This is a genomic window from Sporosarcina sp. USHLN248, from assembly GCF_037144575.1.
Lineage (GTDB): Bacteria > Bacillota > Bacilli > Bacillales_A > Planococcaceae > Sporosarcina > Sporosarcina contaminans.
Window position 1 is genome coordinate 1 of the sequence record NZ_JBBCZC010000013.1, and the last position, 25,609, is coordinate 25,609.

Here is a 25,609-nt window from a genome sequence, read left to right on the forward strand (position 1 = left end):
ACAAAAGCGGAGAGGGGCGGTTAGCCCTGACAGGCACTGGAAGAAAAGAGTCTAAGGCGCCTTTTGCCTTGGACTCTTTTCTGAAGTGACCCGAAGGGCTGCCCCTCGAAGTCTGGATGATAACAAAAGCGGAGAGGGGCGGTTAGCCCTGACAGGCACTGGAAGAAAAGAGTCTAAGGCGCCTTTTGCCTTGGACTCTTTTCTGAAGTGACCCGAAGGGCTGCCCCTCGAAGACTGGATGTAACAAAAGCGGAGGCGACCGGTTAGCTCCGACAGGCACTGGAAGAAAAGAACCTAAGGCGCTTTTTGCCTTAGGCTCTTTTCTGAAGTGACCCGAGGAGCTGGTCGCCGGAGTCTGGATGATAGCAAAAGCGGAAGGAGGCGGTTAACTGCGACAGGCGTTGGCCGACTAAGAACGCCGCGTCCTGCGGCAACGTCGGCACTAATACGTCCTGTATGTCGGAGGACTTAAAATAAAGGCGCTTTTTGCCTTTATTTTTAAGTCCGAAACGACCCGAGCAGCTGCCCCTCGGAGTCTGGATGTAACAAAAGCGGAGGCGACCGGTTAGCTCCGACAGGCACTGGAAGAAAAGAACCTAAGGCGCTTTTTGCCTTAGGCTCTTTTCTGAAGTGACCCGAGGAGCTGGTCGCCGGAGTCTGGATGAAAACTAAAGCGGAGAACGCCGCTTAGCTCCACCAAGCGTATCGATAAAAAAGTATAAAAAGCTGTTCACCAATTAAGAATCCAATTGGCGGACAGCTTTTTTACATGTTAATGAAGAGCTTTCTTTTCAAAACGATGAATATCAATGTCAGAGCCGATGACAATTAGAATATCATTCAATCGTATTTCTTCAATTGCTTGCGGCGAAACTAAAATTTGTGAACTTCGTTTAATAGCAACAATATTAACCCCATATTTTGCGCGAATATCAAGGTCGATTAATGTATAGCCTGCAAGTTTTTCATTCGCCTTTATTTCGACGATCGAGTATTCATCGGAAAGCTCCAAGTAATCCAATATATTATTTGAAACCATGTTGTTGGCAATCCGTATCCCCATATCGCGTTCAGGGTGAACAACTTGGTCTGCGCCAATTTTCCGAAGCACTTTTTCATGATAATCATTCTGGGCTTTCACAGTGATTTTTTTAACACCGATCTCTTTCAATATAAGTGTCGTTAATATGCTTGACTGGATGTTTTCACCGATTGCTATAACGACATGTTCGAAATTCCGAATGCCTAAAGATCGAAGCGCAGATTCATCTGTAGTATCTGCTCGAACTGCCTGTGTCGCTATTTGGGCATAATCCTCTACCCTCTCTGGATCAATATCGATCGCCATCACTTCGGCATTTAATTTAACTAATTCATTTACGATGCTGCCCCCGAAACGACCTAAGCCGATGACAACAAATTCCTTTTTCATAAACAATCGCTCCAATCTGACACGATAGGTGAAATTAGTGTACCATATCTCCTTTTATCTATCTACATAGGATTCAAAACAATAAAATTATCCGGCTCCCTGAAAAGGTCACCGGATCGATAGAAATGATTATCTATTTGGTTCATTCAATAATCGGATAATACGTTGTTCAAGCATTACCATTCCACTTCCGCCAGATTGTACATGGCGCAATTTCCCCTCTTTGTCAAATAGATAATAAGCAGGCACATACTGATTATCAAATACATTCGTCAATTCCAAATCGTTATCTACAAAAATCGGGTGAAGGATATTATGCTCGATTGCTACGTCTTCAATTTGTTCTAAATCGGTATCGTATTTGGATCGCGGCATATGTACGGCGATCATGTTCAGTTCATTATTATATTTGTCCCTAAATTTGTTCAATACAGGCATAGCTTCTTTGCATAAATGACAGCTAATTGACCAGAAATGGATGAGGGTCGGATTTCTGCCGATTAGATCATATTTTGTTCTTCTTCCATTTAACCAAGCAGTCGCGCCGTCTAATTCAGGCATCTGTTCTTTTAATCTCACATTGCATCTCCTCCATTTTGAAAAGATCCCCATTGCTCATAATATGCAAGGAGTTTTCAAATGGCGATGTGAATCATCCACTTACTGTTTTTCGCAATTAACGGTTAGGCCACCGATTTGCAGCGCGCGTAGCACACGAAGTGTTTCATCCACATCACGGCCAATGTCATCGCAAAATACTGCTTCATATTTCAAAATACCTTCCGGACTAATAATAAACAACGCGCGCAGTGTAATGCCCTCTTCTGTGATTAAAACACCGTATCGACGCGAAACTAACTGATTGCGATCTGAAGCAAGTGGAAAATTCAATTGCTCAAGCCCTCTGTCTTTTCGTTTCGTATTGATCCATGCAAGATGGGTATAAACTGTATCTGTCGATGCTCCAATCAATTGTGCATTAAGCTTTTCAAATTCTTCGTAGCGATCCGATAAAGTTGTAATTTCTGACGGGCAGATAGTAGCAAAATCCAATGGGTAGAAAAAAAGAACAGTCCATTTACCGTTATTCATATTTTCTTCCAAACTTACAGTTCCAAATGACTTATCCGGCAGTACAGCAATCATCGTAAATTTGGGAGCTTCTTTACCAATGATCCTTTCAATCATAGTTTATCCCTCCTACATATCGTTATCTATCTCCTTCACTCCCTTCATTCAGAATATCAAATCTATTCTATCAATTCAACATTCATTTATTTCTATTGAAGACACTAACTGCTGATTCATTCACTATATCCATACATTCATAGTAAGATTTTCCTTAAAATTATTTTGCTTACGGTTTTTTCTTAAAAAATGTTTGATTTCCATTGGTAATTTTGTATAATAAAAAAGGTTTATAGTAAACTTAAAGTACAGTAATACTAAACTCCGTTTTGCAGAAGGGAGGATTTACTGTCATGCATATCGGAAGTAAAATTAAAAGCCTACGACTCAAAAAAGGACTTACGCAAGAAGAATTGGGCGAACGCACTGATTTGACGAAAGGGTATATTTCACAATTGGAACGTGAAGTGACCTCCCCGTCGATTGAAACGCTTTTTGCCTTATTGGAAGTATTAGGTACGACTCCGAAGGAATTTTTTGATGAGCCAAAGAAAAATATGAAAGTCGTCTACTCTCCATCCGAACAAACAACGTATGTGGACGATGAATTGAAATATAGCATACGTTGGTTAGTTCCCCGCTCCAATGAAAATGAAATGGAGCCCGTCCATATAACCTTTTTGAAAAACGGGGAATTTAAACAGTTCGAGCCTTCCCTTGCTGAAACGTTTATCTATGTTTTATCAGGGAAAGTGGAAATTGAGCTTGGTAAACGAAAATTCATTGCAATGAAGGGAGATGCTGTTTACTATGAAGCATCAGACCATCATCGTGTGACGAACGCGAATGATGGATTGAGCGAGCTGATTTTAGTCGCTACAGAATCTTATTTATAAAGGGGGATAATGATTATGGATCAACAACCGATCATCCGATTTGAAAATGTCGTAAAGAGATATGGAAGTGATACGACAGTTTTGGATCACGTCTCTTTCGAAATGGAACGAGGAAAGTTTTACACATTATTAGGCCCTTCCGGCTGCGGGAAAACGACAATTTTACGATTGATCGCCGGGTTTATTGAACCGACGGAAGGCTCAATTTTTTTTAACGGAAAGAAAATTAACGATGTTCCTGCAAATGAGCGTCAAGTGAATACGGTTTTCCAAGATTACGCGTTATTCCCTCACCTCAACGTTTATGAGAATGTCGCTTTCGGATTACGAATTAAAAAAGTAAAAAAGGAAGAGATTGACGTACGCGTAAAAGAAGCATTAAAATTCGTCAATCTTGCCGGTTACGAAAATCGGGAAATTACTGAAATGTCCGGAGGCCAAAGACAGCGTGTCGCCATTGCACGCGCGATTGTGAACGATCCAGAAGTCATTTTATTAGATGAACCATTATCCGCTTTGGATTTAAAATTGCGTTCCGAAATGCAATATGAGCTGCGTGAATTGCAGCAAAGGTTAGGCAAGACGTTCGTTTTTGTCACGCACGACCAAGAAGAGGCACTTGCGATGTCAGACGAAATTTTCGTCATGAATATGGGCGCCATCCAACAATCCGGCACGCCGTTAGATATTTATGATGAGCCTATTAACCGGTTTGTTGCTGATTTCATCGGTGAATCGAATATCGTATCAGGCAGAATGATCGAGGATTATCTCGTCGAGTTCACCGGTAAACGGTTCGTTTGTGCAGACGCCGGCCTACAGCCAAATGAAAAAGTGGATATTGTCCTTCGCCCGGAAGACCTTGAAATCACATCGATCGACCGCGGAAAATTAAACGTAAAAGTTGATACGCAATTGTTCCGTGGCGTCCATTATGAGCTTTCAACTTATGATTCGGATGGCAATGAGTGGCTTGTCCATTCAACAAAAAAAGCGGAAGTTGGCACAACGATTGGGCTTGATTTTAATCCTGAAGACATCCATGTCATGAGGTTGAATGAGTCCGAAGAGGATTATGACGCGAGACTTGAAGCATATGGAGTGTCTGACAATGAAGGATAATCGTCTGCGCTCACTCTATATGGTCCCTTACGGAGCTTGGATTTTACTTTTCGTCATCGCGCCGATTGCCCTTATTGTCTACTATTCCTTTTTCGATCTATCAGGGAATTTTACATTAGGCAATTATAAAAGCTTTTTTTCATCGGTCTATTTGAAACTGACAATCAGTTCTTTTTGGTACGCTTTTTTAATTACGTTCTTTTCACTATTGATTGCGTATCCGACAGCCTATTTGCTTACAAAAACTAAACATAAACAGCTTTGGCTTTTGTTGATCATCATTCCTTCTTGGATCAACCTATTATTGAAAACGTATGCTTTTATTGGACTTATGGGCTTGTACGGTCCATTAAATGCATTTTTGGAAACTGTAGGCATCGGCAAACAGCAAATCCTGTTCACTGATTTCAGTTTTGTTTTCGTGTCAGTTTACATTTTTATTCCATTTATGATTTTACCGATCTTTAACGCATTGGATAAGTTGAATCCGGCTTTAATAGACGCTTCTCGTGACTTAGGGGCGAATGCTTGGACAACGTTCAGAAGAGTGATTTTGCCATTAACGCTAAATGGTGTGAAATCTGGTGTGCAAGTTGTTTTCATCCCTGCATTATCCTTGTTTATGATTACACGCCTAATCGCAGGAAATAAAGTGATTACGTTAGGTACTGCGATTGAACAACAATTCCTCGTTACACAAAACTGGGGCATGGGTTCAACGATTGCAGTTTTCCTTATCCTTTTCATGTTTATTATTATGCTATTAACGGGCGGCGCAGAAAGGGGGACGACTGGCATTGGAAAGAATCGGTAAGCTTCCAAAACTCTATTTGGCTGTCGTATTCATTATTCTATACGCACCTATTTTTTATTTAATTTTTTACTCCTTCAATTCTGGAGGAGGGATGTCACATTTTGAATCATTTACTTGGGAGCATTATGCAGCTGTTTTTGAAGATAAACGTCTCATAAGCATCGTTATTAATACGGTCGTCATCGCCTTGCTTTCTGCACTGCTATCGACAACGATCGGCGTGTTGGGCGCGTTGGCGATCTATTTTATGCGAAATCGCGGAGCAAGAAATGCGATCCTTTCATTGAATAACATTTTGATCGTTAGTCCCGATGTCATTATTGGTGCGTCGTTCTTAATTTTATTTACGATGGTAGGAGTGAAATTGGGCTTTGCATCAGTCCTCATTTCCCATATTGCCTTTAGCATCCCGATTGTCGTCATTATGGTGTTGCCGAAATTGCAAGAGATGAACCCGACGTTGATCGATGCGGCTCTTGACTTAGGAGCGTCCAAAAAAGACGTAATGACGAGGGTCGTCTTGCCATTCATCCAACCTGGGATTTTTGCAGGCTTTTTCTTGGCGCTTACTTACTCATTGGATGATTTCGCGGTTACCTTCTTTGTGACAGGCAATGGTTTTTCTACCTTATCCGTTGAAATCTATTCAATGGCGCGCACAGGCATTAGCTTGACGATTAATGCACTTTCTGGAATCATTTTCGTCATAACCGTCGTATTGGTAGTAGGCTATTACGCAATTAGCCAAAAAGCGAAATCCCCATTAACGGGGGTGAAGAAATGAAATCGATTTGGCAAGGCGCCATACTCATTCTCATCGTTTCTGGAATCCTTTTATTCATTAATGCCGAATTAAATGAAAGTGGCAAATCCGGAAAAGATACGATCACTGTTTACAACTGGGGAGAATACATTGACCCCGATCTATTGAAGCAATTTGAGGAAGAAACCGGCATTAAAGTAATTTACGAAACATTTGATTCAAATGAAGGTATGATGGGCAAAATCGAGCAAGGCGGAACTTCTTATGATATTACGATGCCGTCCGAGTATATGGTGGAAATGATGATGGAAAAAGACTTACTATTGCCGCTGGACTATGATCTACTTCCGAATATCAAAAATATCGATCCTTACTTCTTAGATTTGCCTTTTGATCCGGGAAACAAGTATTCCCTCCCCTACTTCTGGGGAACTGTAGGAGTCGCCTTCAATCCGACATTGTTAGAAGGCCAAACTTTCGAATCATGGGATAAGTTATGGGATCCCTCTTTAAAACAACAGGTCATTTTGGTCGATAGTGCGCGGGAAACAATCGGCATGGGGCTGAATTCATTTGGATATTCATTGAATTCAACAGATATGGGCGAACTTCGCCAAGCGACTGACAAGTTAAAAGCGTTGAGCCCGAATGTAAAAGCGGTCATCGGAGACGAAGTGACACAGCTAATGGTGAATAATGAAGCTGCTGTTGCACTTACATGGTCTGGTCAAGCAGCTGATATGATGTATGAAAACGAAGAAATTGATTATATCATTCCTGAAGAAGGTTCAAATTTATGGTTTGATAATATTGTCATTCCTAAAACCGCGAAAAATATAGAAGGTGCCCATGCTTTCATCAATTTCATGTTAGATCCTGAAGTAGCTGCTCAAAATGCTGATTATGTCGGCTATTCAACACCGAATCTATCCGCACTTGATTTGATGGATCCCGAAGTAGTAGAAGATGAACGTTTTTATCCAGATGAAGAAACTCGAAGCCATTTAGAAGTATATAAAAACTTAGGCTTGGAAATGTTAGGCGTTTATAATGAACTGTTTTTAGAGTTCAAAATGGATATGAAATAGGTTAATTTGAGAGGGCGATTTTCTATTGAACAGGAAATCGCCCTTTAGGTTTCATTAATGAATGAACGGAGTCCGATCAACTTCATTAAGAATATTTTCCGTGGTTTTGTGATGCGTTTTTGACAATTTATACGCTATACTGAAGCATTTTCACTTTCCGTTTTTCTAAAGTTTTGTATAGTACGTTGCAGTTCGTGTTTTGATATGTAAAGAAAGTGCGATTCATTTAGTAAACCGTATCAATCCATTTTAGAGAATTACTGGATATGCGTTCGCCCAAAGTGTTTTCATTGCTACGATATGGTAAAATTCAGTGATACGAAATAATTAGAAGGTGGATTGCCAATGGAGAAAAAGTTTGTTCTATTCATTTTAATGTTTAATATGTTCATCGCCATGTCCGGCGTCGGCTTGATCATTCCGATTATGCCGAAGTTTTTAGGTACATTTGGCGCTGCTGGTCTTGTTTTAGGTTTTTTAATTGCAGTATTCTCTTTTGCGCAATTTATATTCTCTCCCCTTGCTGGCGATTTGTCTGACAAGCACGGAAGGAAAAAGATTATTATTATCGGACTTATTATCAATGGACTTTCACAGCTTGCTTTCAGTTTTTCTACTGAGCTGTGGATGTTATTCGTAGCTCGGTTCTTTTCAGGATTCGGTTCTGCTTTCATCGTTCCTCCGATGATGGCCTTTGTAGCGGATATAACGACCGTTGAGGAACGGGGTAAAGGATTGGGGCTATTAGGGGCTTCTATGTCATTAGGCTTTATGATTGGACCGGGAATTGGTGGTTTCTTAGCGAATATTAGTTTATATTTCCCATTCTACTTTGCGGGGGGAGCTGCTCTATTCGCAGCACTTCTATCAACCTTCATCCTTCCAAACCCCACGCCTGCTGTTTCTGAAGGGATGGCAGACAAGAAACCTGAAAATCTAATTAAGCAATTAAAACGTTCGACAAAAACCTCCTATTTCGTCATTTTAATTGTCATGTTTGTCTTTTCATTTGGACTTGCCAATTATCAATCGACAATCTCTTTATATGTCGACCATAAATATGGATACAGTCCTTCTCAAATCGCAGTTCTTATAACCGTTGGCGGTTTTGTCGGTGTAATTGTACAAACCTTCGTCATTAATCCGTTGTTCAAACGGTTTGGGGAGATGCCGGTCATTCTTTGCAACTTACTAGTAGCCGCTTTTTCTATGCTTGCAATTTTATTCGTCAATATGTTTTGGACGATTCTTTTGGTCGCAACAATATTCTCGGTTGCTACATCTCTTCTTCGCCCTGCAGTAAATACGCTCATTTCAAAATTAGCCGGGGAAGAGCAAGGGTTTGCAGCAGGCATGATGAATGCCTATATGAGTTTAGGCAATATGATCGGACCAGCGCTTGCTGGGTCAATTTTTGATATTAACATAACATTCCCATATTTATTAGGCACTTTCATTTTATTAATTTGTGCTTTAATCGCAAGCATCTGGTCACGGAAGAACAACGAATTGATTGCACAAACACGCACTACATGATTCATAGATGAAAAAGAACTGCCGCAAGAATCGTATGGATTCGTACGGCAGTTCTTTTTATCGCTTCTTTTTGTTTTTTAACAGTTCAGATACATGATCCTCTTTTGGACGAACTACTGTCGGCTCAATCTCTTTCACAGGTCTTGCGAACAAGCCGGAAAGCATACCAAATCTACGCAACGTTATATCTACGAAAAACAGAATCATCGCCATTAACATTAACCATCTGTTAATTGGCAAGTTTTCCCCACTTTTGAATGGGTGCTGCCTGAATGCATCGGCAGGATTTTCGTCCAATACAGCTCCCCCTGTCCGCTCAGCTATTTTTTCCATTAAAGCAGCATTTGGACTTGAAGGTTTATACTCATCACTATAAGGAACCGAAACACCCGCTTCGAACATTCCACCTTTTTCATCCGATACGCGGAAAAATACAAGGCCCGGATCAGCATCAATTGTCACTCTTGTTTTTCCGGGTGCCAAAGGTTCAGATTGGAAATCCACTTCATTACCTTTCTCATCTACAATCGCAATGTCCAAGAATGCCGATTTTCTTGAACTGTCGGTAACAGTGAAAACACCGCCACGTTCATGTGTAATTAGAAAAGGAACCTCTTCATAAGAAGGTAGAAGCCGTGAAACAGCAGCGTTCCAAAACTCCGGATACCCTGACCATCGAGCAAGATCTCCGGACCATTTACCAGATGAATCCGAAGTGAACGCAACTGTCCTACCAAGTCCATACATCCATTCGGCGATAACCGGGTCCTCTTTCGGACTTTCCGCTACAATTGTAGAAGTAGCTTTCGGAGTTGTTGCGATATAAGCATTCATCTGCGGTACCCCTTCATTGAAAACGTTTGTCCATTCAGGAACATTGCTGAATTCCGCATAAAATGGATCGTCTTCAATATAAGTTCTTGTAAGCATGGATGTTTCCCTCGTTAAGATCGCCGGAATTGTCGATTCATCAACGACATCATAGAAACGTCCGCCCCCTTGATCAGATAGCTCTTCAAGCAGTCCCCAGTCTGCGTCGGTACCAATTGCAACCGTAGATAGCGTAATGTTGTTTTTCTTTCCCTCTTCTATTACTTCCTCATATCCAGGCGGCATTTCCGACTGGCCATCTGTTAATAGAATGATATGTTTGCGTTGAAGTTTCAAATCAGATAGATCTTCATATGCTTTCGCTACGGAAGGAAAAATGTCAGTTCCACCAGCAGCCGGAACCGATAAAATCTGCTCAATTGCATCCACTTTATCATGTAGCAGGCCTACAGGAATGACTTCCCATATTTCATGGTCGAATGCTGTGAAACCGAACGTATCATCATCGCGCAGCAATTCAACCGCCCGCGCTGCAGCTTCTCTCGCTAAAACAATCTTCGAACCTGACATACTTCCAGATCGGTCTAAGGCAATGACTAGCCCTAATGAAGGCAGTTGTTCTTTCCCTTTCACTTCCATTTCAACAGGTAGTAGTCTTTCGATTGGCGACTTAAAATAGCCGCCTAGCCCGAAGCTCTCATCCCCGCCAATCATCATGAAGCCAGTACCAAAATTTTTGACCGCTTGTTCAATAACACCCATTTTATGTTCACCGACGAGATGGCCTGGCACATTATCGAACAAAATAGCTCCATAAGGCAAATAACCCGATAACGATTCTGGGAGCATATCGGCGTTCACAACATCAACTTCAAGTGCTTGACGGTCTAATAGCGCCGGTATTGCAGAAGGGCTGCGCTCAGTTTGAACGACTAAGACCTTTGGTGATTCTTTCACCATCGTAACAGACAGCATCCTATTATTTTCAAGAAAACTGTCATCTGGTACAATTAACTTCGCTTCATATTTTAATAGCCCATTGCCTTCCGCTTCAACTTGGAAAGAAAAAGTGTTGCCTCCTTCATCCAATTCTACAGCACGGCTTAATATTTCCTGATCGTTTCGATAGAGGAGCAATTCACCGGTCGTCTTGCTCGATGATTCGACCTCCACTTTCAATACTTGCTTTTCACCTTCATACGCTGTTCTTGGTGTTTCAAATAAAGAAATCGAAGCATCATTGCTATTTGGTCGTTCCAACGTAACTGTGTCAATTTGAATGCGATCAGAATTGTATTTCGGCAAAAGTTCTTCAATCGATCCTTCCGTTTCAAGCCCATCGGATAGCAAAACAATTCGAGTCGCCAAATTATGTTTGGCGACCGCTAAAGCAAGGTCAATACTGTTTGCAATATTGGTTGCATCCCGTTTTTCCATCGGCTCGACAACAGGTGGAGCAATGTCTCTGTCAGTTAACTGAATATCTGTTCTAAAATCTCCTGCGAATGAATAAATGCCTACCGATTGATGCGCTTGGCGTGCTTTTAAACTTTCAGCAATCCATTCATCTGCAATTTCCCCCGCATTTTCAATCGACACAGAGCGATCGACCAAAAACAATACTTGCTCTTCATCATCTGGCAAAATCATTGTTGGCATCGTCAATGAAATTAATAGCAAGATAATTGCCAAGCTACGCAAAACATATAAAATAGTGCCGCGGCTCCGCCATTTCATATTAGATGAACGCCATGTGAAAACAAAATAGGCAGCAATTGGAAGGAGCAATAAAAGCCAAAAAGGCTGTTCAATTCGGATATCCACGACGCCTTTGCACCTCCCATTCAATTAGCAAAAGAAGAAGCACCGGCAAAACGAATAGCCAACCAAATTTATTTTTTCCTTCTTCTTTTACACCGTCTGCGTGATCACTTCCAAATTTGAAGCTGCTCCCGGAACCGATCGATTTCTCAGTGGATTCAAGCTGAACAGCGATATATTTCTCTTTACCGCCATCGATCAACTTATAAATGCCCGGTTTCATAGGTGCAATGAAATGATTGCCATTAGCAAACGACTCGACATACTCATCCTTTACAGTGAATACTTCCATATCATCAGACATGCCTGATGATAAAATCGCCTTCCGTTCATTTGGATGGAAAAGGCCGGCTATATCCGTCCCCGAACGCAATGATTCCACAGCACTCCAAAAGAATAATGGAAATGATGGATGGAGCGGCCAATCGGTCGATCCGATGTCGGTTAAAATAATAATATCTCCTCTTTTGGATCGTTGAATGAAAGGCTGTTCACCGATATATGCAATCGTCTCGTATTCTTCGAAAGATGGATAAATCGATTGTACATATACATCATCGATTGAACCGAGTGAAAATAACGGATCCGCTTCCGTTTTAATCTGCCCCGATATTTCCTCTGCTCGTTCATCATTTCTGCCAATTAATAATATCGGCCTGACGCCTTCCTGCAAAAAGGAAACGTCATTTGTGACGATAATAGCCTGATCCACTGCCGCTTTCAATTCAGCTGCTGATCCAGTTGTCACAGCCAACCCGATCGCATCAAATGCTTTTTTTATTAGCTCATGAAGATTGCTATCGACTATAGCTTCCGATGCATCATTTCCTATTAAAACAAATGCAGAATTATCTGCTGAGTAATCATCATTCACGTCAATCTCCGCGCGAAGGGCGATTGTTTCAGGCAATTGTTGAAATGAAACAAGAGTCGTATCTTTCTTTTCTATTTCGAAAGGTTTCTCAAGCAGTTTTTTTCCACTCAATTCGTCCCAAATAATTGCCGTGCCTGTAATGTCCTGCTCTGTTTGATTGTTTACTTTTAAAATAGCTTCCACACCATCATCAGAGAGTATCGCCCCAAATTTTTCGATTGAAATATTTGCTATTTCTGCTTCATTAACATGTAATGTCCAATGTATGCCTTCCTCTGTATCTACGAATGCAGACCGATCCATTTGATCTGTAAATATATGAATATCTGCGCTGCTTCCTGCAATAATTGATCTGGCAATGTCGATGGAACGATCGATCTTCTCGTTCTCATACTCAACATCCAAATGTTCAATCGCTTCTAACACTTTGCGTGCGTCCCTTTCCTCACGCAAGATGATTGAAGGCTCTTTTCCGGTAGTAATTAACGAAAAGCTTTCGCCTGCTCTCTCCTCAGCGATTTCTTTCATGACCGCACGATTCGCCTCGAATAAAGACAAATCATCTTCCACAGCTGTCATCGTTGCAGAAGTGTCGACGATGAAAATCGTATGCTCATCATCACCTTGTTCTTTCGGTATGAATGGATCCATTAGGATGAATAACAATAAAAGCAAAGCCGCCATTTGCAAATAAAATAAAGCATTTTGCTGTAAATTTTTCAAATATGGGGATACTTTTGTTTCCTTCATTGATTTCTCCCAAAACAATGTGGAAGAAATCATTTCTGTTTTGTACTTTTTCCTGAAAAAATAATAAAGAAGGACGGCTAACGGAAAGATTGCCGTCCATAGATTGCTTACATGATCAAATCCCAATTGGCCGTCCCCCTATCGAACCCATCCTGCATGCCGCATTTTCTTGACAAAAGTATTCATAATTCCATCACCGACTTCTGTCCGTAGCAGTTGAATACCATATTTATTAGCCAAGGAAATCAAGGTAGTTTCATGTCTTGCTTTCCTTTGTACATACTCTTCAACCATTTTAGAGGACATAGACACCTCAACTTCTTTGCCTGTCTCAATATCTACAAAGCGCATATCCCCCTCATAAATGGGTGAATTTTCTTGTGGTGAATGAAGCGTCGCCACTCGAATATCTTTACAAATCATAGGTAACTTGCGGAACAGCTTTTCCCATTCAGTCAAGTCTTCCAAGCCATCTGTAATAATAAATAAAACTGTCACAGCTTTTGGTATATGGCGCAAAGCTTGTTCAGCAAACGATTCTCCCGAAGTTGGTGAATCGATCGTAGAGATAAATTTCGTAAAGGATGCTCTGTGTAGGGCCCCTTTTTTTCGGAAAAATAGCTGTTTCTTATGAGTCCAAGTGGAAAATGAAACCGTATCTCCACTTTTCAGTGCAATATGACTTAAACCAATTGCCATTTGCCTTGCAAAATCCCATTTCCCGTCCACTCCCATAGATAAGGTCGGGTCGAGAAGAATGTGAATTCTCATCTCTTGTTCATCTAAATATTGTTTAATGAACGGTTTTTCTGTTCGCGCAAACACATTCCAATCAATATGTCGCAAATCATCCCCAGGATGATACTCTCGAAAGTCGGAAAAATCCAAAGACGTTCCAGTTTTTCTTGATCGATGGGTGCCTTTATGGTGACCGAGCCGTTTGGAACGACTTACAATTGACAATGAACCTAACCTTTTCGTTAATCGATCTGGAAAAAGCTCCTTTTGCATTATACGCTTGCCCCTTGCTTCACTTCATCTAACAGTTTGTCGATGAGCTTATCAACATCAATTCCTTCCGCTTCCCCTTCATAATTCATTAACACACGATGTCTCAGTGCTGGCTTTGCAACCGACTTAATGTCAGCGATCGATACATGGAATCGTCCAGCCATTAATGCTCTCGCTTTCGCAAGTCGGATGATTGACTGCAATCCACGCGGCCCGCTGCCATACTGCACATATTGACTCCATTCATTATCACCTTCGGATTTATGGTGTGTAGCCGATACAAGATCTACAGCATAATCTACCATCTCATCCGCGATCACAACTTCCTTTGTCAATTCCTGGGCAATAATGATTTTTTCCGTATTCATTACCTTTTTAATCGGTATCGTATACGGTCCAGTCGTACGAAGCATAATTTCTTTCAACTCATCTTTTGAAGGATATGGCAATAAAATCTTGCATAAAAACCGGTCCATCTGAGCCTCTGGAAGCGGATATGTCCCTTCCATCTCAATTGGGTTTTGCGTAGCAAGGACGAAGAATGGCTTTTGCATTTTCCGTGTCTCTCCAAGTACAGTTACCGTCTTTTCACCCATCGCCTCAAGAAGCGCACTTTGCGTCTTAGGCGTCGCGCGGTTGATTTCATCCGCTAAAACCATTTGGCTGAATATCGGGCCTTCCTTAAAGGCAAATTTTTGTTGCCCGTCTTCATTCCGTTCCAAAATACTTGTTCCTGTAATATCAGCAGGCATTAAATCTGGTGTAAATTGAATTCTCGAAAAAGACAGATCCAGCACTTCTGAAATCGTGCGAATTAACATCGTTTTACCTAATCCGGGCAATCCTTCCAACAATGCATGGCCATCTGATAGTATGGAATAAAGGGAAAACTCAATGGCTTCCTGTTGCCCTACAATAAATTTTCCGATTTCTTCTTTTACAAGTGATAGCTGTTCGCTAATTTCTTTAAATTGTTCCGGTGAATAAGCCAATATGATTCCCCCTTTGTAAGGATCTCAACTTTATGTTTTTAATCCTATATGTACACTTCATCGTAAACTCAGTAATCGTTTAAAAAACGTTAACTTAATTCAGCCTATGTCTTTTGTTGACAACTCGCTATTTATTCCTGTCATCGTACTGCTATAAGCTGAATTAAGTCAAATTTATTCAATAGAAGAAAAATAATCAGACAATATCCGTTGCAAGTCGGGTGAAAGTTCCATTTTGTCAGCACCTGTTAAATAGGCATCTTTATACTGCCCTACTACTTCTTTATACGGACGCAAAGTTCCTCTCTCGGTTAATCCTTCTCGCTCATTCTCTTCTACAAACTCGCCCTCGCCGATTTTTCCCCCGACTACTGAAGGATCATTTATTTGACCAAATCGATCCGCTGGGATGGACAGCAAGTCTCTTCCACCTGTACCTTTCCCGGCGACTGATCCCGATCCTGATCCTGAACCTGAACCTTGGCCCTGACCTTGACCTTGACCTTGACCTTGGCCTTGGCCTTGACCTTGGTTTTGACCTTGGTTTTGACCTTGGTTTTGGCCTTGGCCTTGGTTTTGACCTTGGCCTTGACCTTGGTTTTGGCCTTGACCTTGGTTTTGACCTTGGCCTTGACCTTGGTTTTGACCTTGGCCTTGACCTTGGTTTTGACCTTGACCTTGGTTTAGACCTTGGCCTTGACCTTGGTTTTGCTGACTTCCGCTTTGTGTGGCCTTATTTGAAGAGCCATTACCCGCATTTGCTAAAGAAGGAAGGGAAGGAGCTTTGCCAATTTTGTTTAAGGCACTTTGTGCTGTTCCGACTTGCTGGGAAAGTTGATCTACAATTGGACGCAACTGCTCCAACATTTCCGCTTCATCATCGGACAATTCATCGGCATCCCCATTCCCCTGTTCAGCAGCATCTTTCTTTTCCGCTAGTCTTTGCTCTTTTAATTTCATTTCTTTCTGCTTTTTCAAGACTTCTTTTAATGCTTCTTCAGAACTATCCATTTCTTCAATTTTACTAGATAGCTCTTCCAACTCTTTTTTCACTTCTGGAAGCTGTTCCTTTTTGGCTATTTCTTTAATTTCCTTCTTCAACTTCTCCATAATAGCATTTTCTTCTACAATCGTTTGTGCTTCTTGTTGAGCTTCTGAAGGAAATGCAAAAAGGATGCTTGCTGCTGCTATCAAAATGAGCGAGCCCCCTGCAATTGGCCAATTGATAAGCTTTTTTTTACGCTTCTTGAATTGACCAAATGCAGAATCGATTGTCATAGCGGCTTCTTGTATGATCAACTTTGCAAACCGGGTTTCTTGTACATCTTGATCCAACGCAGTGATTAGCAAATTATCTGGTAAATAGCTGTCCAATCTCCAAACAGCCTCGTGTACTGTTGCCCTTCTTATTATGACAACGATCACCGCAGCAATAAATGCAACGATCGCCGATAGTATCGCAATCCTTTCATAATAAGGAAATACGAACATCCTGGAGGATAGAAGGATAAGCGCGCAAAGCAGCCATGAAATGAAAAAGCCAGTTTGCAATTCATAGATCGTTTTTTCAATTCGAAGAGAAGCAACCGCTTTACGCACGTATCGTTTTAACAAATCCATTATATAACCTCCATATTATTTCAATTTCTTTGTGTTCACCCTCAACTTTTTCACAGCAATAAATAAAGAGAGCACAGTGATGAAACTATAAAAAATTAAATATCCTCCCCAAAGCGGGAAAGTTATTTTCGTCGCTTCCTGTACTCCTTCTAATATTCCGGGAGACAAAAATGACGCAAACAGTACAACAGGGTTAATAGATGCTAAGAAATACCCGATATAAGAAGGTTCGATAATCGAACCGCTCACTTGGTTCATCATCTTCATCTGCATGACGATAATGAATAGAAAACCTGTTACAGCAGTTAAAAATAACATCGTCCCATAAGTAACAATCATTGACACAATTGTCTTTCTAACTAATGTCGAGAACATAACGCCTATGCTCCCTACTGCCAACAGTGTAACAAAAAGAAATACGAACACTTTTACAAAATCGGACGGTGAAATGCCGCCGAATAAAAAGACTAAACTATAAATCGGCATTCCCGCGATGATGAGCAATAGCAAAAAAGCAACGGAAGACATCAGTTTACCTGCAATAATTTGAAAGGAGGTTTGAGATGTCGTCAATAATATCGGCAAAGTTTGCTTCTCTCTTTCAGAGCTAATCGTTCCAGCCGTTAATCCAGGAGCCGTGAAAAGCACAAGTTCCAATTGGATGAAAGATAAAAATGCAAACAGTACAAAACTTTCACTTGGCCTAAAATACGAAGTTCCTCTTATGTTCACTGTTAAAAAAATATAGCCAAAAACGAAGATGCACATGGCCAACAGAAAGAATAAAATCCCATTAAATGCTTTAAATGATCGGAACCTTAGCTTCAATTCCTTAAATAGAACTGGATTATTAAAATTCATATTCAGTCGGCCCCTTTCGTAATTTCCATGAATACATCTTCTAAATTTGTGACATGCTCCATAAAAGTAAGTATCGGAACACCTTTCGTAATCGCTCTCTTTAATAGCTCAATTTGCTCTTCTTCGGTCCCTTTATACTGGAATGTTAGACCGTTTCCGTCTTCAAGCTCCTCAATAGAAGATACAAATGGCTGTTCCTCAAAAAACGCTACAGCTTCATCTAAATGACTTGCTATACGAACTGTAATTACTTTTTCTCCTTGAAGCTTTTTCTGTATTTCTGAAACAGATCCATGGGCGATTAATTTTCCATTATCAATGACACCAATTTCATCACACATCTCCGCCAATTCAGGTAAAATATGCGAGGAAATTAATATTGTCTTACCCATTCCTTTTAATGTACGCAATATATCTCTCATTTCAATCCGTGCTCTCGGATCAAGTCCCGAAGCCGGTTCGTCCAATATGAGCACTTTCGGATCATGGATTAAGCATCTTGCAAGACATAGCCGCTGCTTCATTCCACGTGATAATAAGTCAACATAATCATAACGTTTATGGGATAAGTTCACTAATTCCAGTAATTGTGGAATAAGCTTTTTCCGTTCTTCTAAAGGAATCCCGTAACTTGCCCCATAAAAATCAAGGTACTCATCCGTTTTCAATTGATCGTACACACCAAAGAAGTCTGGCATATATCCAATTAACTTCCGAATTTCCGATGGCTGTTCTCGAACGTTTATTCCATCAATTAGCACTTCTCCTGAAGTTGCTTGCAACAACGTCGAAAGAATAAGGAAAGTTGTAGACTTCCCAGCTCCGTTGGCACCAACGAAACCAAACACAGTGCCTTCATTCAATGTTAAATCTAAATGATCCAATGCAGTAAAGCTACCATACTTTTTTGTAAGCCCTTTAATCTCAATCATGGTGTCACCTCGCCATTCAACCTTACTTGTGGCGCTAATGCTTCAGTGCCATTTTGGTTTACAAAATCAAGTCGCAACTTAACTTCGCCTTCTTTAGATAAGTACTGGCCTACAGAATCCAAAGTGACTCTTTTTCCCTCATCAAGTTTTTCAAACTCTTCTGTTTGTTCGTTCCATACACTTACAGAATACATACTATTTTGTATGCCGCTTATTTCCAATGACTTCCACTTGAATTTCTTTGCCCTCATTTCTTCAGGAAGCTTCCACGTTTGGACATACACTTGCTCATCAAAATAATACATATTGTTTTGGTATCCCGAATAATAAGCTTCGTGTTTATTTACATCTGAAATCATCGTCATTTCCATCATCTCTGGATCAACTGAAAATTCACCAGAAAATTCGACGGTTGGCTTGAATGACTGAATGACCATCGTCATTGCATCCATAGAAGCTTTTGCATTGCTCAAATTAACGGGCACTAACTGTGTATCCGTGTAACCGATTATGGCCGGCAATGAGCCTTGGTTGTTAATAAATTCACCTGTATAGCTAATGATGCTATCTTTTCTCATCTTTTTTAAATCGTCCGTGTTTGCCGGCTGTTGGCCCATGTACATTGAATAAATCGACCTTTTCGGCAGCAATGTGGACGTTTTTAACGTTTCATTAATATTTTTTGATTCCCCCGGTCCTAAATCTCCCACTGCAATAAGTTTGTTGCCCGACCAAATTGCAACATCTTTCAAGGAGAATGGGAAATTATTCGTGATTGTACCAGTTAGCTGCTTATTTGCAACGGTCAAATCAATACTATAATTGCCATCAACCTCAGCCGAAGATTGACCATATAAAGTGGAAACATTCCAATAACCAATATCACGAACATGCATTTTCTGCCCGGTAGCATCTCTCTCTAAAATTGCTTGCTTATGCGGCGTACCGCCCATAGCGCTGACGCCGAAAAAGCTACTGTAATAAACTGGCGATGATATCGACAATACAGTCTCCTTTGGTGCTTCAAACACGAAATCTCCCGCCTTATTCGTCAAAATTGACTCAACGAAATAGCCTGATAGCTTTCCAGATTGGTCTGCTTCCATGACAGCCGTTTGTTGAATTTGCGCTTTGCCGATACGCTCCCGAGCGCCGTATGCAAATATGAAGATGGAGAGCGACACCGCAATAGCAGGTATGATCCACCATGCATGCTCCCGTTTATCCTTACGTTTCAGAATAAAATAAAGTACAGGAATAATGAGAACAATGTAAGCAATTATAATGCCAATGATTACTGGCGCAGACACTTTGAAACTTGGAAATAATTCATTTGAATTACCCATCGTCCAACGCAAAGACTCCAATGGATTGTCATAATAATTCATGCCGCCCATTTGGGAATTAGATGGTTTGGCTGCATCGAGAAGTTTCATCCATAAAGCGGAGCCACCTGTTGCTTTTGATAATGGTTCGTCTCCAATAGAAAATGCCGTTTGAATGACCAATCCCCTTCCGACCTCTTTAGAAGCAACTAATACATTCCCATCAGAAGTGAAAATTGCCTTGGCATCAGGCCGCAAAGTACCTGCATTCATGGTAATTTGCTGGTCGAATCCTTCTGTTGAAGTAAACTCGTTGAATACTTGTGGTTCAATACTCGTTTTGCCATTGAATTCTATCGGCAAAAATTCAGCAAAGACGCCCGCTTCAGCTGCAATATGATCAGAGCCTCCAAATAGGATCATGCCGCCCGACTGGACGTATTGCAACATCGCTTCTTGCTCATCTTTCGTTAAATCGGCAATCGGATATTCGTCTACAATAATAATATCACTAGTCTCCCATCCTACCGATTCATCTGGAAACTTTGAAATCTTAGTAGCATTTATCAATTGGGTGCTATTTGTAGTGGACGTACGTATGCCTTTGAACGATGTAAGGCGGTCCATGTTATCCGTAAATGCAACCATTAACTTCGTATCGTCATGATACATTGCCGCATTAATTTGCTGGGCCCCTTTATGGGCAATTTCCTTACCATTTTTCCATCCACCTTCGTATAAATAAATGGATTTATTATTTGGATTGTACATATTGAAGTCATACATTTTCGGTATTACGAAAGAAATCGTCTTCGATTCCCCTTCTCCAATATCAATCGGAAAAACTTCACCCACTCCATTTTCATAAGAATGTTGGACATCAACAATCAAGTCTCCTGAAAACGCACTGCCATTATTTTCAATAACAATCGAAACAGGCGCACCTCTACCGTATTTCACCTTGCCGTCAATTCCTGCACTAACCGTTACCTTTAGTTCAGGCGCCGCACTAACATAAGCTGCCGGAAAACTAAGGAAAACGATGAAAAATATCAGGAGTATATCCCACCTTCTCTTCCGCATGTAACAGATCCCCCCGTCAATAAATATCAATCTCGCCTCAAGCAAATATCTGATCAAATTTTATTGTGCTTTCTTAGTTCAAATTTTGAACATCCATTTTTGCTGGAGGCGAATTTAAATAAGCAGAAGTGGAGTGCTTCTGCTTATTTAAATTTCTAAAATTCTATTTCCTTTATATAGTTAGTACGTTGCATAATACGGAAGGTTCCCCCAATTACTTAATAAATGTTTCATTTCTCAGCTTTTCTGCATGTTTTTGCACAATTTCAGTAAAAGCGCTCACTTGTTTAAGAGCAAATGTTGAATCATAACCGATGAGCCACGTATCCCTCGTCAGCTCGAATTCTTCCTCGCTGTTCAACAATGGAATTTTATTTACCTTCTCGTCACCTGCTAATGTAATGGATGGTAATATTGCGTAGCCAATACCGTTAATCGCAAGCTGTTTGCATGTTTCAATCTGATCTACGGTAATTTGTCTTCCCGGGTTTTGCGAAAAATGACGTTGCCACCACCGTTGTATTTCCATATAATAATTCGAATCACTTTTAAACTGTATAAATGGACGCGTCGCATTCTTCAACTCATCAATCATTGTAATTTCCTTGTCTACTAAATAGAGACGATCTCTAAACAAATAGCTTTTTCTGCTCTTCCAATCGACTTGTCCCCGGACGATACCAACATGCGCTTCTCCTTCGTACAGCGCTTTTACAATTTCAGAGCTCCATCCAGTCATTAACGATATTTTAGCGTCTGGATACAATTGTACAAACTCTTTCAATACTTGCGGAAGCCATGTTTGTCCGACAATTGACGCGCAAGCGATTTTTAATGTTCCGTGCACTTTGTCTGCCAACGAAGCAATCATTTCCGCAGTTTCTTCTTTCTTAGCAATCGTCTCTTTTGCATATGCAATGACCAACTCACCTGCTGGCGTCGGTTCCAATCCCTTTTGAGAACGGATGAACAATAATGTACCCCATTCTTTTTCAATTGTCTGGAGCCGCTGAGACAATGCCGGTTGCGACAAAAATAGCCTTTCTGCCGCTTTGCGCATATTCCCTTCTTCATGTAAAGCTTTAATAATTTCAAGCTCAGTCGTTGTCATGCTGAATCACCTTTCCACGTGGGATTTTTAAAATGAGCAGAAAACTAATAACCGCAAACATGGCAACCGCTATATACACCCATTGCAATGAATGATCAAGCGCATATTGCAAAGAACGCATTCTTTCCAAGGAGAGCATATTTCTCGACTCTTCCGTCAAAAGTAAATTAATGTCATCGACTTGTGCCTCAATGCCTTCTTTACTGTAGGACATTAATAAAGTTGCATTGAGCACTGCACCGAAAATTGCAGCTCCTACAGTATTTCCAAAATTCCTCATAAACATATTAGCAGCCGTTGCAGCACCGCGCTGCTCCCTTCCAACAGCCCCTTGAATCGTTACGATGAAGGAAGTGCTCGTCAATCCCATTCCGATCCCGACAAAAAAGCTTGAAACGGCAGCCCAAAGTGGACCCGAATCACCTGTCATCCATACGAACATTAAAGATCCTATGACGAGTGAAATGCCCCCGGCAAACGACACTTTAAATGTTCCGTAACGGATAAGCAAATGCCCCGCAACAGAAGATGCAATCGGCCAACCGATAGACATAGCAGTCAAAGTAAAGCCTGCAATAATCGCCCGCTCTTCCATGACACCTGTAACAAAAGTCGGCAAATAAGATGAGACGCCTATTAAAATGACCCCAGTTGTTAATGACACTAAATTGGCGTAGAGAATAACAGGATTTTTCCATATTGCAAAAGGCATCATCGGTTCTTCAGTTTTCCGTTCTACGAATATAAATGCTATAAATAAAATTGCACTAACTATGATTAACAAATAACTGATTGCCGACAACCTTCCGAAAGATTGTCCACCCTCCACTAACCAAAATAGGATTGAGGATAGGGCAAGCGTCAACAATATAGCTCCTGCATAATCAATCGATACTTTCCTTTCCATTTTAGGCTCCTGTAAAAACAAGTAGATGCCTGCCATGGCAAGTAAACCCAATGGAATATTTACCCAGAATACATATTTCCAATCCATATATTGGACGATCAAGCCCCCGATAACAGGACCTGAAACTGCCGAAATCCCCCATACGCTCGATAAGTACCCTTGTATTTTTGCCCGTTCTTCAGTGGAATAAATATCTCCAACAATCGTAGTCGCAATTGGCATAACTGCACCTGCTCCCAATCCTTGCACTAGCCGATAGATAATAAGTTGTTCCATCGTTGTAGCGAATCCACATAGTAATGAACCAATTAAAAAAATCGTTAACCCAATAAAGAAAATCGGTTTTCTCCCGAAAATATCTGCCAATTTTCCATAAATAAGTACAGTTACAGTACTCATCAATAAATAAGCAGAAAAAATCCAACTATATCTTGAGAATCCCCCAAGCTCCGCTGCTATGGATGGCATGGCCGTTGAAACGATCGTTGCCTCCACAGCTCCTACAAACATAGCCAACATGACGGATACTAAAACCAATGGGCGTTTCGTCGTCATATGTCGCAACCCCTTCTATGTAAAAATAATAAAAGGGGATCCTGTTTTACGAGGAGCCCCTTCAGGTATATTGATTGCTACCTAATGAATTCGATTCGGTCGCATCAAAAATCCCGACAATCCCCTTTTGGAATTATCGACTTGTATAAATGTATTTTTTAAATTGTTTTAGCATAACTCTTCTTGTTAGTATACCCGCAAATGTCCCATCTTCTTCTGTTACACATAAGAAAGTATGATTGATTAGTAGATCTAAACCTTTCTGAAATTTGTCCGTTGTCCGGATTTGCGGCAGATCAGTCTGCATAATTTGATCAACTTTTAAATCTTCAAGACGTTCATATTCAATTCGTTCAAGTCCTAAAATGGAATCCGTTATCATGCCTATACCAAGTAACCCTTTTAAATGATTTTTTGCATCTAAAACCGGTATAGCAGAATAACCTGTTTTGGTAAGGACAAGAAGGGCGTGTTCCGCATTATTACCAATTTGCACATGTGCTACTTTCTCAGCTGGTATAATATAGTCGGCAATTGGCATGTAAAGAAAATCCCTGTCATTTACAGAAATCATAAAATCCGCTCCTTCTGTGCACTAGGCTGTCATAAAATATCTACATCTTCATCATACCATAATGGAAAGCAATGGGTGCACCGTTTTCAAAAGCTACAAATTGAAAACGGAAAAATAGTTCTTTTATATATTGTAATTTCCCCTAATTCTTCATTTCACACTTTTTTTCTAACACCTAATTCTTTAGGATAAAACGCACTGTTTTACAAATAATAATAATGAAAAATACTCCGCCAATAAGGGAACACCTCAATGTTAATTATACAATTAAAAATCTTAGCGTTATAACTGCAAGCATAGGCTTACATTCCTTCTTAATACGCAAATTGTAAATGTTTTGAGAATAGGCAGTCGTCAAAAGAATACCAGAACAAAAAGAACCTCTTCATAAAGAAGAGGCCCAGTAGTAAAAGATGACAAATAAAATGAATAGAGCTGCAATGCCGATCACCCAAAGTATCGGGTTCATAGTAAATGGATGATTTTCAACGTTGTCAGGCACGTTTTGATCCCGTTCATTAAGCACAACTTTCATCCTATTATAGCTTCGCACGGAGAAAAAGCACACCGCTCCGATGACTATAATAACGATTCCAATGGGAACAGGCCAAATATCCCACATGAACATAACGAGCATCCTCCTTCCTGTTTGTCACAGGTAGGATATGCAATTTTTCTCATTCTACTCTTTTAGAAAGGATATTGGTTTAGCCATTGCCCACCATCCAATGTTACAATTTCACCGTTCATATAAGAAGCTTTGTCCGACATGATGAATGCTGATAATTCAGCAATTTCCTCAGGCTTTCCGACACGTCCTAACGGCACGGAATCGATTGTCCTTTGCACAGCCTCTTCGGATTGGAATAGCCGTTCAGCGCCGCCTGTCCTTTCAATAGGTCCAGGTGCAATCCCATTCACCCTAAAGCCGTATTTTCGACCCCATTCAACTGCCAATGTACGAGTAAGCGACATAACGCCAGCTTTTGCAGCCGCCGAATGAACAACTCCCGGACCTGCATCCCACGCATACGTTGCAAGCATATTTAAAATGGAGCCTTGTTGATTATTTTTTATCCAGTAGTTACCGACAGCACTCGAGCAATAAAAAGTACCATTTAACACAATATCAATTACAGCCTTCCACCCGTTCGGAGATAATTCTTCAGCATGCACTAAGAAATTACCAGCAGCGTTGTTGATAAGCCCATCGATCTTACCGAACTTTTCATCGGCAAACTCAACCATTCCTTGCACTTGCTCGATATTTCGCACATCCATCTGATACGTGAAACAACTTCCACCGATTTCTTCCTGAGCGGCGTGCAAACGCTTTTCATCACGCCCTGTTATAATGACATGCGCACCTTCATCTGCAAATTTCTTCGCCATATGCTTCCCCATACCGCTTGAACCGCCTGTAACGATGATCACTTTTTCGTTAAACAATATACATCCCCCCACTTCAAACTGAATGAATACTCACTCACAATCATATCCGAAACTTTCAATCTTGTAAATCCATTCAATTTTCTTTCTACATAACTGCTCAAAGCATTTGGGCAGTGTCTTAGCAATCTGCA

22 protein-coding genes are annotated in these 25,609 nt (G+C 40.7%); 6 read left to right on the top strand and 16 right to left on the bottom strand.

Annotated elements, in window-relative coordinates; all coding sequences use genetic code 11:
* Positions 1-772: 772 nt before the first annotated feature.
* From WFH04_RS07005 to WFH04_RS07015, 3 genes are all read right to left on the bottom strand, one after another.
* Positions 773-1,432, bottom strand: a complete 660-nt coding sequence (locus WFH04_RS07005; RefSeq protein WP_336823351.1) for a potassium channel family protein — start codon at positions 1,430-1,432, stop codon at positions 773-775.
* Positions 1,433-1,561: 129 nt separating this feature from the next.
* Positions 1,562-2,011 (bottom strand): TlpA family protein disulfide reductase, encoded by a 450-nt coding sequence (locus tag WFH04_RS07010; protein WP_336823352.1) that lies wholly within the window; start codon positions 2,009-2,011, stop codon positions 1,562-1,564.
* Positions 2,012-2,092: 81 nt separating this feature from the next.
* Positions 2,093-2,620, bottom strand: a complete 528-nt coding sequence (locus WFH04_RS07015) for a peroxiredoxin (RefSeq protein ID WP_336823353.1) — start codon at positions 2,618-2,620, stop codon at positions 2,093-2,095.
* A 293-nt stretch (positions 2,621-2,913) separates the two neighbouring features.
* On the opposite strand from WFH04_RS07015, the gene WFH04_RS07020 reads away from it, so the two are divergent.
* From WFH04_RS07020 to WFH04_RS07045, 6 genes are all read left to right on the top strand, one after another.
* A complete protein-coding gene (locus WFH04_RS07020) occupies positions 2,914-3,456 on the top strand; it encodes a helix-turn-helix domain-containing protein (protein WP_336823354.1) in 543 nt (180 codons plus the stop codon).
* 15 nt (positions 3,457-3,471) lie between these two features.
* Positions 3,472-4,578, top strand: coding sequence for an ABC transporter ATP-binding protein (locus tag WFH04_RS07025; RefSeq protein WP_336823355.1), 1,107 nt, complete (start codon positions 3,472-3,474; stop codon positions 4,576-4,578).
* Positions 4,568-5,392, top strand: coding sequence for an ABC transporter permease (locus tag WFH04_RS07030; RefSeq protein ID WP_336823356.1), 825 nt, complete (start codon positions 4,568-4,570; stop codon positions 5,390-5,392). Before WFH04_RS07025 ends, WFH04_RS07030 begins: the two co-directional genes overlap by 11 nt.
* Positions 5,376-6,176, top strand: a complete 801-nt coding sequence (locus WFH04_RS07035; RefSeq protein ID WP_336823357.1) for an ABC transporter permease — start codon at positions 5,376-5,378, stop codon at positions 6,174-6,176. Before WFH04_RS07030 ends, WFH04_RS07035 begins: the two co-directional genes overlap by 17 nt.
* Positions 6,173-7,243, top strand: coding sequence for an ABC transporter substrate-binding protein (locus tag WFH04_RS07040; RefSeq protein WP_336823358.1), 1,071 nt, complete (start codon positions 6,173-6,175; stop codon positions 7,241-7,243). The genes WFH04_RS07035 and WFH04_RS07040 overlap by 4 nt, the downstream gene beginning before the upstream one ends.
* A 345-nt stretch (positions 7,244-7,588) precedes the next feature.
* Positions 7,589-8,779, top strand: coding sequence for an MFS transporter (locus tag WFH04_RS07045; protein ID WP_336823359.1), 1,191 nt, complete (start codon positions 7,589-7,591; stop codon positions 8,777-8,779).
* Positions 8,780-8,836: 57 nt separating this feature from the next.
* Here the strand turns inward: WFH04_RS07045 and WFH04_RS07050 are convergent, their stop codons facing one another.
* From WFH04_RS07050 to fadH, 13 genes are all read right to left on the bottom strand, one after another.
* Positions 8,837-11,434 (bottom strand): VWA domain-containing protein, encoded by a 2,598-nt coding sequence (locus WFH04_RS07050; RefSeq protein WP_336823360.1) that lies wholly within the window; start codon positions 11,432-11,434, stop codon positions 8,837-8,839.
* Positions 11,418-13,181 carry a vWA domain-containing protein gene (locus WFH04_RS07055; protein WP_336823361.1) on the bottom strand — a complete coding sequence of 588 codons (1,764 nt, stop codon included), beginning with the start codon at positions 13,179-13,181 and terminating at the stop codon, positions 11,418-11,420. The genes WFH04_RS07050 and WFH04_RS07055 overlap by 17 nt, the downstream gene beginning before the upstream one ends.
* 12 nt (positions 13,182-13,193) lie before the next feature.
* Positions 13,194-14,066, bottom strand: a complete 873-nt coding sequence (locus WFH04_RS07060) for a DUF58 domain-containing protein (protein WP_336823362.1) — start codon at positions 14,064-14,066, stop codon at positions 13,194-13,196.
* Complete coding sequence (locus tag WFH04_RS07065) at positions 14,066-15,058, bottom strand: AAA family ATPase (protein WP_336823363.1); 993 nt, start codon at positions 15,056-15,058, stop codon at positions 14,066-14,068. Before WFH04_RS07065 ends, WFH04_RS07060 begins: the two co-directional genes overlap by 1 nt.
* 174 nt (positions 15,059-15,232) lie before the next feature.
* Positions 15,233-16,678: a hypothetical protein gene (locus WFH04_RS07070; RefSeq protein WP_336823364.1), complete on the bottom strand. Its 1,446-nt coding sequence runs from the start codon at positions 16,676-16,678 to the stop codon at positions 15,233-15,235.
* A 15-nt stretch (positions 16,679-16,693) separates the two neighbouring features.
* Positions 16,694-17,545 (bottom strand): ABC transporter permease, encoded by an 852-nt coding sequence (locus WFH04_RS07075; protein WP_336823426.1) that lies wholly within the window; start codon positions 17,543-17,545, stop codon positions 16,694-16,696.
* The gene (locus tag WFH04_RS07080; protein WP_336823365.1) at positions 17,542-18,471 is read right to left on the bottom strand and encodes an ABC transporter ATP-binding protein; all 930 of its coding nucleotides are present in this window, start codon (positions 18,469-18,471) and stop codon (positions 17,542-17,544) included. The genes WFH04_RS07075 and WFH04_RS07080 overlap by 4 nt, the downstream gene beginning before the upstream one ends.
* The gene (locus tag WFH04_RS07085) at positions 18,468-20,879 is read right to left on the bottom strand and encodes a hypothetical protein (protein ID WP_336823366.1); all 2,412 of its coding nucleotides are present in this window, start codon (positions 20,877-20,879) and stop codon (positions 18,468-18,470) included. The genes WFH04_RS07080 and WFH04_RS07085 overlap by 4 nt, the downstream gene beginning before the upstream one ends.
* Positions 20,880-21,093: 214 nt before the next feature.
* Positions 21,094-21,990, bottom strand: a complete 897-nt coding sequence (gene ccpC / locus WFH04_RS07090) for a transcriptional regulator CcpC (protein ID WP_336823367.1) — start codon at positions 21,988-21,990, stop codon at positions 21,094-21,096.
* Positions 21,977-23,452: an MDR family MFS transporter gene (locus WFH04_RS07095; protein WP_336823368.1), complete on the bottom strand. Its 1,476-nt coding sequence runs from the start codon at positions 23,450-23,452 to the stop codon at positions 21,977-21,979. Before WFH04_RS07095 ends, ccpC begins: the two co-directional genes overlap by 14 nt.
* A 133-nt stretch (positions 23,453-23,585) precedes the next feature.
* A complete protein-coding gene (gene cbpB, locus WFH04_RS07100; RefSeq protein WP_336823369.1) occupies positions 23,586-24,026 on the bottom strand; it encodes a cyclic-di-AMP-binding protein CbpB in 441 nt (146 codons plus the stop codon).
* A gap of 385 nt (positions 24,027-24,411) precedes the next feature.
* The gene (locus WFH04_RS07105) at positions 24,412-24,654 is read right to left on the bottom strand and encodes a hypothetical protein (protein WP_336823370.1); all 243 of its coding nucleotides are present in this window, start codon (positions 24,652-24,654) and stop codon (positions 24,412-24,414) included.
* Between the two features lie 62 nt (positions 24,655-24,716).
* On the bottom strand, positions 24,717-25,475 hold the full coding sequence (gene fadH, locus WFH04_RS07110) for a 2,4-dienoyl-CoA reductase (protein WP_336823371.1): 759 nt from the start codon (positions 25,473-25,475) through the stop codon (positions 24,717-24,719).
* Positions 25,476-25,609: the final 134 nt, after the last annotated feature.